This window comes from Paraburkholderia phosphatilytica, assembly GCF_003443895.1.
Classification (GTDB): Bacteria; Pseudomonadota; Gammaproteobacteria; order Burkholderiales; family Burkholderiaceae; genus Paraburkholderia; species Paraburkholderia phosphatilytica.
This window is the reverse complement of sequence record NZ_QQOA01000014.1, coordinates 159786-169959: the sequence shown is the minus strand read 5'-3', so window position 1 is coordinate 169959 and position 10174 is coordinate 159786. Positions and strand designations below refer to the sequence as shown.

The following is a 10174-nucleotide window of genomic DNA, read 5'->3' as shown; positions in this document are numbered from 1 at the left end:
CGGGCTGATTGCCAGCGGGCCAACACGACCGCCCGATACCCGATCATGCCTCACGTGCGCGCCGGATTGCGGACGGCCTTCGCGAGGCGCTTACCAGCGAAAGCGGGTAGCGCGGTGTGCTATGTGCCGCGTCGGATGAGCCTGATGATGAAGAGCAGGATCACGGCGCCGATCACCGCGGTGATGATCGAGCCGATCCAGCCGCCGCCCAGATGGATGCCGAGTACGCCGGCGAGCCAGCCGCCAATGAAGGCACCGACAATGCCGACGATGATGTCGACGATCAGGCCGAAGCCGCCGCCCTTGACGAGGACGCCCGCGAGCCAGCCGGCGATCGCACCGATAATGATCCAGGCAATGAGGCCGTGTTGCATGGTCGATAACTCCCTTAGTAAGCGCGGACACAGGTGGTGCGTCCGCGGGGATGCAGCTTAGTGGATCGAGATGACGCAGTCCACACGCGTCGAAAGAAATTGACAATGCATAACACTCCGAAGCGATCGTGCGGAAAACACGCGCCCGGAGTTCACGACAACCCGCTTTTGCGAATATATGTCAGGCTAGTTATAGGTGACAGTACGATGGTTCGCAAGTGACCGGCCTCGCGTTGCGTGCGATAGCGAACCTGGTCAGCCGCTGAAGATCAGCCAGGCACCTGTCGTCGCGAGTGCGCCGCTCCAGAGCCAGTTGAAGTTGATCCAGCCACGTCGAAGCAGGCCGAGGCCAAAATATTCGTACGCGGCGACGGCAATAACAGCGGTCGTCGCGGTCATGACCACGGTATGCACGACAGCGAACTGGAGCGGGGCGAAAAGCGCGAGATCGAAGGCGCTACCGTGTCCGGACCCATCTGGAACGCCGGTGCCGGCACCGCCGCAAACCGACAGTAAGGCAGGCGTCAACATCAAACCGGCGCCATGCATGGTCGCCATGACCGCCGACCACAGCGTGAGTCCAGCGAACCCGGCAGTCATGCCGACACGGGCGCGATGCCGATGCCCGTACACATGCTGATAACACGCCCATCCCATCAGTAATGCTCCCAACATCAGATGCAGCGGCAGCAGCGTTGACCAGCTGCTGAGCAGTGCAACGGAGCCTGTCAGCAGCAGAATTGATAGAGCATGGCCTAGCGCAAGCGGTGGCAACGCCATCCAGAGCGCGGTGCGGCTGCCGCGCTGAAGCCCGATCGCGGTGGCGAAGAGCCAGCCCGTCGCCGGGTTGATGCCGTGAAAGATCCCGCTACCGACGACGCTCGCCCACGCGCCGACCGAATCGCTGACGAAGAACGTAGACATCTCGATCACACTGCATTATGGATAGCAGTACGAATCGGATGACGCATCGCCCCCTTCGAGCCTGATCTGATGGGGCCGATGTGTCTTCGGCCACTCGACGAAAAAGGAATCGTCGAACGTGAGGCCGCCGTCCGGCGCCGCATCGAGCTTCACCATCCAGCCGTCGATGCCGTCAGGGTAGAACTGCTCGTCGATTACGCCATAGAGCGAGTTGGTGAAATAGACGCGGCTGCCGTCACGACTGACCTCGACCATCTGCGGGCCACCGTTGAGCTTGCGGCCACCGGCCTTCGGATGCGTTGCGCGAGAGACGATGCCGCCAATGCGGATATTGCCGGTCAGTTTCGGCGCATCCGGATTCGACACGTCGTATTGCCGCAGGTCGCCGGTGCCCCAGCACGACACATAGAGGAAGCGGTCGTCGAGCGACAGCGCGATGTCCGTCACCAGCGGCGGCACCGCACCAAAGCTCTTGAGCATCGGCGGCAACAGATCGGGGTCGGCGGGTTCGGCGGGAATCTCGATGATCTTGCGCGCGGCCCACTGATCGCCATCGCGATACCACGTCCAGATCGATGCGGACAGATCCTTCAGGCTGATCACGGAATTGACGAACCCATAAGGACGCGTCGGATCGTGCGCGGGCCGCAGCTCGAACACGAGCTGGTTTTCCGCGCCGAAATCGATCACCTGCTTGTGCTTGCGCGAGTGCAGATCCCAGAAGTGCAGGCGGTGGCCATAGTTGCCGCCCAGCAGCACCTCGGGCACGAGACCGTTTTCAAAGGTTGCGGGCAAGCCCCATTCGCTCGTCACGACCGTATCGAAGCCCAGGTGCCACCAGCCGTCATACGCGAGCTGCTGTGGTCCGCGATCGATTTCCCATTGCCCACGAATGTCGAAGGTCTCGTGATCCATCAGGAAGATGCCGCCCGGCGCTTCGCCTTCCGCATTGGCGAGCGAAACGACGTAGATGCCTTCGGGGCCGCAATGCACGGTATGAGGACGTGTGTAGCCCGCGCGGTGCGCGACTTCATCGGGTTCGAGCACGCGAACGATTTTCGGCTGATGCGGATCGGGTTTGGTGTCGATGATATGAATCCGCGATGAACGCAAACCGGGCACAACGAGATAGCGCCGCTCCGAATGCGGATGCGGCGCGTTTGGACACAGGCATGAGCTGCACGCGTTCCAGCCGAAGTGATGCAGCTCGTCGCCGGTATTGGGCATCGGCACGCGGCCGGCGACGGTGCCGTAGGTGGACGACCCGCGTTCGATGTCGACCACGTCGAGGGCATCGGGCATCTGCCGCGTCGGATCGAACGTCGCGACGTACGCGAGCGTTTCCTTCGGCGCGCTGCTCGCCATGCGTGCGGATGGGTAGAAGGTTGGGTCCGGCTTCCATGTGGACATCGCGGTGCTCCCGTGACGTCTGCGTGCGCGCAGACTTCAGACAAGGTCAGCACCAGTATAGGAACAGCGACGCGAAGTTGCACGAACCGGGACAAAGTTCGGCAACATCCATGCAAGATAGTGCCGGATGCGGCGCGATAGCGGACATTCAGCCGAGAGCGCCCCGATGCGAGGCCCTGCATTCCAATACACGCATGCGCGAATGCGGCAGAACGATTGCACTACGAGGTCAATCGAGTTCCACGGTCAGGCGCTTCCACCCGTGCTCGTGCGCTTCGTTGACGATGCGTCCCGTCACACAGGCGATGGTTCGCGAATCCGCCGCCGGAAGCCATACTTCGACGCGTTCGAACGGCCGTGCGAACCGTCCACTCCATTGCACCGATACGTTCAGCGCGTTCGCGTCGCTTGTCACGGAGACTGTCCACGTTCCGTATTCTCCGTTGCGCCACGCCTCGGATTTGCCATCGTCTTCGATGCACTCGCCTGACGCTGTTCCTGCATTCGCGAACGGAGCAACAAGAAACGCGCGCTGGTCCGCACGATGCGCGAAGTGTTGCTCCGCGACGTTGAGCGGTATCGCATGACCTTCGCGGACGAGCATCGGCGGCTGGTCCCACGGTGCAGGCAACGTAACCGTCGTTCCGCCATCGAAGGTTTCCGCGGTCCAGTACGATACCCAGCGAGATCCTGCCGGGAGCGTCACGCAGCGTTGCGTCGCGCCGGCTTCGACGACCGGCGCGGCCAGCAGCGCTGCACCGACCATCATGTCGTCGTTTTCGGCGTAGCAGGCACCATCGTGCGGGAAATCCGCGAAGGTGGGGCGCAGTATCGGTTCATACGATGCAGTGGATTGCCACAGCAGGTGATACAGGTACGGCAGCAACCGATAACGCAGCTTGATCAGCCCGGAAATGTGGTTCGTCACTTCCGGATGCATCCAGGGCTCGTTCACCGTGCCGTCGTCGTTCCACGAATGAATGCTGAATCGCGGCATGAACACGCCGAACTGCACCCAGCGCAGGAACAATTCTGCATCCGGCGCGGGTCCCGAGAAACCACCGATGTCGTGCCCGATGTTCGATATGCCGGACAGCGCAAGACCCAGTCCCATCTTCAGGTTGTAGCGCAGCGTTTCCCACGACGTGTAGTTGTCGCCGGACCACGTCTGAACATACCGGTGCATGCCCACGCCACCCGAGCGCGACACGAGAAACGGCCGGCTATCGGGGGCGTACTCGCGCTGTGCGTCGCGCGATGCGCGCATCATCAGCATGGTCTGCAACACCTTCGCTTCGCGTGCCGGGAACGGCGTGCCGAAACCGTGTGCGATCGCGTCCGGCGACCAGAACTCGAACTCGTTGTTGTCGTTCCATGTGGAAGCGATGCCGTAGCGAAGCAGTGCGTCGGTGACCTGCGAGCGCCACCATGCAATCGCGTTCGGGTTCGTGAAATCGAGGTACGCGCCGACTTCATCCCAGAACTGCACCCATGCCGGTTCACCGTCTCTCGAGCACACCAGCAGCCCGTCGCGATGCGCTGCATCGAACTGCGGATGATCGCGCAGCAGGCACGGCTTGATGTTCGCGCACAGGCGCACGCCGTGTTCGAGGTAGCCCTGCACGAAACCGTCGACGTCGGGAAATTTGTCGCGATTCCAGTTGAAGACGTAACGCTTCGCTCCGATCGACGTATAGCCCGATGACAGATGGAACGAGTCGCACAATATGTCATGTTCCGCGCAGCGCTCGATGAACTCGCCCATCTGTTGCTGCGCGTCGGGAGCGTCCGTGTAGCTCATCGTCGAGCCGGAATAGCCGAGGCCCCATTTCGGCATCAGCGCCGGGCGGCCGGTCAGCCAGGTAAAGCGGCGCACCGCGGCGAGCGGCGTGTCAGGCGACGCGATGAAGTAGTAGTCGAGATCGCCGTTCTCTGCAATGAAGTGCCGGTAGTGGCCGTGATAATTGTCGAGCTCGCGGCCCATGTCGAACGTGCAATCCGCGAGCGTGTCGTAGAAGAGGCCGAAGCCGAGCGTCGCATCGCGCTGCCACGTCAGATAGAACGGGATGTGCTTGTACAGCGGGTCGGTGGTCTTCGCGCTGTAGCCCATCGCATCGACATTCACCATCGAATAGCGCTGGTTCGCGCGATCGAGCGAACCCGCCCGTTCGCCGAGACCGATATAGATCTCGCCGCGTTCGCGTTGCAGATAGTGATAGACGCGCTGGTCCCACCAGCCGAAGTTGTAGGCCTGGGTGGCACGATCCTGCAGGACACGTCGCCACTCGCCGTCGTGGCGCATCGCCCAGCTGCACCGGCCGCCGTGCAGCGCGACGGTCAGCCTGACCTGCGCGGTCGTGACGTGCAATTCCTCTGCATCATGCTGCAGGTCGAAAGCGGGCAACGTGAAGCCGGACAGATCGAGGCGGTCGCGTCCTTCGACTGGCACGTCGTCGAGTCCCGGCGCGATCGCCCACGTACGCGGGCCGTGCGCCGAGCCGTCCGGCAGTACCCGTACACGCACGATATCGTCCTCGAGCACGAAGATCTCGATCACCGGGCCGGCGGTGCTCGTCAACCGGATGCATCGATCGCCGGGCGTGCCGACGGTGAACACCGGAGGATGCAGTAACGACGTCATCAAACTTCCCTTGAGTGCATGTTGAACGGATTCGCGCGACGGTTGCGCCGCGCATGCAATCCGCTTCAGGTGTGCGAAGTACGAGGTTGTCCCTGCACCCCTTCCGAACGTTCGTCGCGGGTCTGACCGCGGATCAGGATGATCAGCAACGTCGCGCCGATCAGATCGAACGCGCCGAGGCAGGCGAACAGCGGACCGTAGCCGACCTTGTCGGCCAGCGCGCCGACCATCAGCGAGAAACCGAGCCCGCCGATCCACGCCGCCATGCCGGCGAAACCGCTCGCGGTCGCGACTTCGTCGGGATCGAAGACGTCGGCGCTCAGCGTGTTGACGAGCGCGGAGATCATCTGGTGCGCGAAGCCGCCGATGCAGAACAGTGCAATCGCTTCATACGGCGATGCGACGAGGCCGATGCACGCAGGACCGATCATCATCACGGCGCCGAGGACGACGCCGGCGACGCGTGACCAGACCAGCGGCAGGCGGAAGTACTTCATCATGAACGGCGACAGGTAGCCGCCCAGAATGCCGCCGAGGTCGGCCGCGAGGAACGGCAGCCACGCGAAGATCGCGATGTCCTTCAGTTGCATGTGCCGTTCGGTCGCGAGGTAGAGCGGAATCCAGAAGCTGAAGGTCTGCCATGCCGGTTCGGCGAAAAAGCGCGGCAGCGCGATCGCCCAGAAGCGGCGCGAACCGAGCACGTCGCGCACCGGCCGCTGGCTCGCCGGCGGCGAGTGCGTCTGGCCTTGCTGGATGAGTTCCAGTTCATGTCTGGAGATGCGCGGATGACTGACCGGCGGACGGTACAGCACGAACCAGAGCGCTGCCCAGATGAAGCCGACTGCACCCGTGAACATGAATGCCGACTGCCAGCCGAACCGCAGCGACAGGAAGATCACGAGCGGCGGCGCCAGCAGGGCGCCGAGCGAGGTGCCGGCATTGAAGTAGCCGACCGCCACGGACTTTTCGCGATCGGGAAACCATTCGGCGACCGCCTTCATGCCGGACGGAATCGCTGCTGCCTCGAACAGCCCCAGCATGCCGCGCATCGCGCCAAGCGACAGCCAGCCGCTCGCAAAGCCGTGCAGCACGCCGGTGGCCGACCAGAGCGCTGCGAACAGCGCGAAGCCGATCCGCAATCCGATCAGGTCGACGACGATCCCGCACACCGGCTGCATGATCGTGTAGCCGATCTGGAATGCTCCGACGACATACGAGTACTGCTGGGTGCTCAGGTTCAGCGCCGTCTTCAACTCCGGCGCCAGAACGCCGAGCGAGTTGCGCGCAAGATAGTTCAGGATCGTGCCGAGACAAACCAGCACAATGATCCACCAACGTAGTCCGCGGATTGCACTCAACTTCTGTCTCCATTCCTTTATGTGCGCGTCGAGGCGGCACGGTGTTGTGTTCGCCGACGGGATGTCCTGGTGCGAGATGATTGCGCCCCAAAACAGCACAAGAAGGCTTTCATCTCATCAGACAACTGACATCGTCGAGCGTGAAGCTATCGTATGTGCGAAAACGGTCAACAGTCAAGTTCGTTTGACCCTGATCGCACCAAAAAACGAAAATAAACGAACTGAAACGAAAATCCTGCGGAGCTGGGACGCTGAGTTCAGATCGGCGCCGCGCGTCCTGCCACCAGCCGCAAACGGGTGATCTCCGATGGCGCGCCGAGCCGCTTCGGCGGCCCCCAGTAGCCGGTGCCGCGGCTCGTGTAGATCCACAGTTCGCCGAGCCGGTCGAGACCGGCGGTGAACGGCTGCTGCAGCCGCACGAAGAAATTCCACGGGAAAAACTGCCCGCCGTGCGTGTGTCCGGACAACTGCAGCGTGAAGCCCGCTTCGGCGGCGGCTTCGGCCGTGCGCGGCTGATGGGCGAGCAGCACCCGGGTCCGGACGTCGGCAGGCGCGCCGGCCAGCGCGGTCGCCGGGTCGCTGCGATGCGCGGGGTCGAAGTGGGCCGCGGAATAGTCGGTGACGCCGGCGATGATCGCGCGGGCGCCGCGATGTTCGACCACCACGTGCTCATTGAGCAGCACATGCAATCCAATGCGTCTGAACTCGTCGATCCATGCATCGGCGCCCGAGTAGTACTCGTGATTGCCGGTCACGAGATAGACGCCATGCTGCGCGGCGAGCCGCCCGAGCGGCAGCGTATGGCTGGCCAGCTGCTCGACGCTGCCGTCGACGACGTCGCCCGTGATCGCCACCACATCGGGTTTCAGATGGTTCACGGCATCGACGATCGCGTCGACATAGCTGCGCTTGATCGTCGGTCCGACATGGATGTCGCTGATCTGCACGATCGTGAAGCCATCGAGCGCGGCGGGCAGATGTTCGATCGGCACGTCGATCGTGACGACACGCGCGCGGCGCCGCGCGTTGACGAAACCGATTGCCGTCGACAGCAACGCGAGCAGCGGGACGGCGCCGGCGGAACCGGTACGCCAGCCGGCGAGCGCAATCGTGTGCGGCGACAGCGCATCGATCGTCAGGAGCGACGCCATCAGCAGATCGCGCCCGAAGGTCAGGACCAGCAGCGAGGAAAAGAAGCCCATCGTCAGGAGCCCGATCCACGCGAGCCGGTCGCCGAGCGGCTGCTTCTCGATCGTGCGCGCCAGCATCCCCGCGGGGATCAGGAAGACCGACAGGACGAGCCACAGCGCGGCGAGCCATCGCCAGGTCGACCCGACGGGCAGATCCGGAATCAGCCGGAAGCCGATGTAGATGTGAAACAGAATGCCGATGCCGATGAAGCGAACGAAGAACGAGGAGCGGCGCATAGAAGAGGGCGAGAGAGCGCGACCCGCGCGCGGTAGGAACCGCCGTCGGACCGACTGGACGGCGCCTTGGGCAAAATCATTCTACCGGCACTGAAAGCCATGCGCAGAATCCACCCGGAACCGGGCGAGCATTGGCAGCAGCACCCGAATGCACGACACGATTTTTTGAACTGCACCGTTCATTGCGCTATGCTGGAAATGAACCGTGTCGCGCGCCTGACGTATCGTGCAGGCGGTTCGCGTTCACCTAAATGAACGGCGCCCCCAACGGGTCGCCCACGTCCGGCCGCTCTCATGGTTCGATGCATCGCGCGAGGTACGCGATGTGGGGAGATACATGATGAAAACGGACGGACGAATCCACCATGCCCACCATGTCGGGCACGAAGGCAGCCACGTGATGCTGCCGCTCGTCGTGCTGTCGCTGATGGCGCTTGGCGTCTACTACGGCGTGCGCAGCGTCGACTTCTCCGAGCTGGGCCGCAGCGCGCTCTTCTATACCGTCATGGTGTTCGTTGCGCTTGGCACAACGGGTCTGTTCGGCGTCGTGGCCGCGTGGCTCAGAAACAGCGGCGACAGGCGCAGCGAAGAGGGCTTCTGCTTCGTCGGCGCGCTGATCGGCGCGATCGTGTTCTACGTCGCGCTACTGACTGGCTGAACGACGCCTGAACCACAACCCACATCACGCCACCCGAGCGGCCTCGTCGAACGAAAGCCGAGGATTGCGCGGGTGCAGCTTTGCCGCGTCCCCATAGCCGAGGTTCACGAGAAAGTTCGAACGCAGCGTCGTGCCGGCGAAGAACGCCTCGTCGACCTTGCTCCTGTCGAAGCCCGACATCGGGCCCACGTCGAGGCCCAGCGCGCGCGCCGCCATCATCAGATAGGCGCCCTGCAGCGACGAATTGCGAAACGCAGTGTCCGCGATCGCCGCGTCGTTGCCGGCGAACCAGCTGCGCGCATCGGTATGCGGGAACAGCTTCGGCAGGTGGTCGTAAAACGCCATGTCCATCGCGACGATCACGGTGACCGGCGCCGCCATCGTCTTGTCGGCGTTGTTCGGCGACAGCGCGGGGCGCAGCTTTTCCTTCGCTTCCTGCGACTTCACGAACACGAAACGGCCGGGGCTCGAATTTGCGGAGGTGGGCGGCAGCAGCGTCAGTTCGACGAGTTCATGCAGCAGCGCGTCGTCGATGGGTTTCGGCTGCCAGCCGTTGTGGGTGCGGGCGGTGCGGAACAGCTGGTCGAGCGCGGCATCGTTGAGCGTCATGATGAAAGCCTGAAGTGAAGGGAAGAGAATGCTCGAATGAAAGCGGGAATGAAAGCGCAAAGCAGTGCAGCACGCTTATCCGGAATCGCTTTCATAATAGACGCTGGTTCCGCTTCAAAACGCCTGCATGCACTCGGCTTCCTGTTGCGTGCGGCGCACAGGCTATCCCATGCACGATCTGTTCGATGATCTTCCGTCCCCCGACGTCGACTGGCTCCCCGACTGGCTCGAGTCTGCCGCTGCGAACAACCTGCTGACGCGCGTGATCGACGAGGTTGCCTGGCAGCAGGATTCGATGGGCACGCCGGGCGGCCGCATCCCGTTGCCGCGCCTCACTGCATGGCAAGGCGAACCCGACGCCGTCTATATCTACTCGGGCATCCGCAATGTGCCGCAACCGTGGACACCTGCAGTCGCGGAGCTACGCGCCGCAGCCGAATCTGCCAGCCACGCGCGCTTCAACAGCGTGCTGCTGAACCGCTATCGCAGCGGCGCGGACAGCATGGGATGGCACGCGGACCGCGAGCCGGAACTGGGACCGCAACCGGTGATCGCGTCGGTGAGTCTCGGTGTTGCGCGCACCTTCGACCTGCGGCACAACCGCAGCGGCACGATGCGTTCATACCGGCTCAAGGGCGGCAGCCTGCTCGTGATGCGCGGTGACACGCAGGCTGAATGGCGTCATCGTGTGCCGAAAGAGCCGAAAGTGAGCGGCGAGCGTATCAACCTCACGTTCCGCTGGGTCACGCCACGTCGATGAAGCCAGCTTCGTG

General features: G+C 63.2%; 9 protein-coding genes. 2 read left to right on the top strand and 7 right to left on the bottom strand.

The window, feature by feature from the left end:
- Positions 1–119: 119 nt before the first annotated feature.
- The 6 genes from DVS29_RS17370 to DVS29_RS17345 form a co-directional block, all read right to left on the bottom strand.
- A complete protein-coding gene (locus DVS29_RS17370; RefSeq protein WP_118181696.1) occupies positions 120–374 on the bottom strand; it encodes a GlsB/YeaQ/YmgE family stress response membrane protein in 255 nt (84 codons plus the stop codon).
- Positions 375–629: 255 nt separating this feature from the next.
- Positions 630–1298: a hypothetical protein gene (locus DVS29_RS17365; RefSeq protein WP_118181695.1), complete on the bottom strand. Its 669-nt coding sequence runs from the start codon at positions 1296–1298 to the stop codon at positions 630–632.
- A gap of 15 nt (positions 1299–1313) precedes the next feature.
- A complete protein-coding gene (locus tag DVS29_RS17360; protein WP_118181694.1) occupies positions 1314–2708 on the bottom strand; it encodes a selenium-binding family protein in 1395 nt (464 codons plus the stop codon).
- 229 nt (positions 2709–2937) lie between these two features.
- Entirely contained in the window at positions 2938–5349 is a 2412-nt protein-coding gene (locus tag DVS29_RS17355) for a glycoside hydrolase family 31 protein (protein ID WP_118181693.1), read from the bottom strand.
- A 65-nt stretch (positions 5350–5414) separates the two neighbouring features.
- Positions 5415–6707, bottom strand: a complete 1293-nt coding sequence (locus tag DVS29_RS17350; protein WP_118181692.1) for an MFS transporter — start codon at positions 6705–6707, stop codon at positions 5415–5417.
- 257 nt (positions 6708–6964) lie between these two features.
- Positions 6965–8134 (bottom strand): metallophosphoesterase, encoded by a 1170-nt coding sequence (locus DVS29_RS17345; RefSeq protein ID WP_118181691.1) that lies wholly within the window; start codon positions 8132–8134, stop codon positions 6965–6967.
- Positions 8135–8471: 337 nt separating this feature from the next.
- On the opposite strand from DVS29_RS17345, the gene DVS29_RS17340 reads away from it, so the two are divergent.
- Positions 8472–8792 carry a hypothetical protein gene (locus DVS29_RS17340; RefSeq protein WP_240655664.1) on the top strand — a complete coding sequence of 107 codons (321 nt, stop codon included), beginning with the start codon at positions 8472–8474 and terminating at the stop codon, positions 8790–8792.
- A gap of 24 nt (positions 8793–8816) precedes the next feature.
- On the opposite strand, the gene DVS29_RS17335 is transcribed toward DVS29_RS17340, so the two are convergent.
- Positions 8817–9401, bottom strand: coding sequence for a malonic semialdehyde reductase (locus DVS29_RS17335; RefSeq protein WP_118181690.1), 585 nt, complete (start codon positions 9399–9401; stop codon positions 8817–8819).
- 169 nt (positions 9402–9570) lie between these two features.
- On the opposite strand from DVS29_RS17335, the gene DVS29_RS17330 reads away from it, so the two are divergent.
- Positions 9571–10161 carry an alpha-ketoglutarate-dependent dioxygenase AlkB family protein gene (locus tag DVS29_RS17330; RefSeq protein WP_118181689.1) on the top strand — a complete coding sequence of 197 codons (591 nt, stop codon included), beginning with the start codon at positions 9571–9573 and terminating at the stop codon, positions 10159–10161.
- Positions 10162–10174 lie beyond the last annotated feature (13 nt).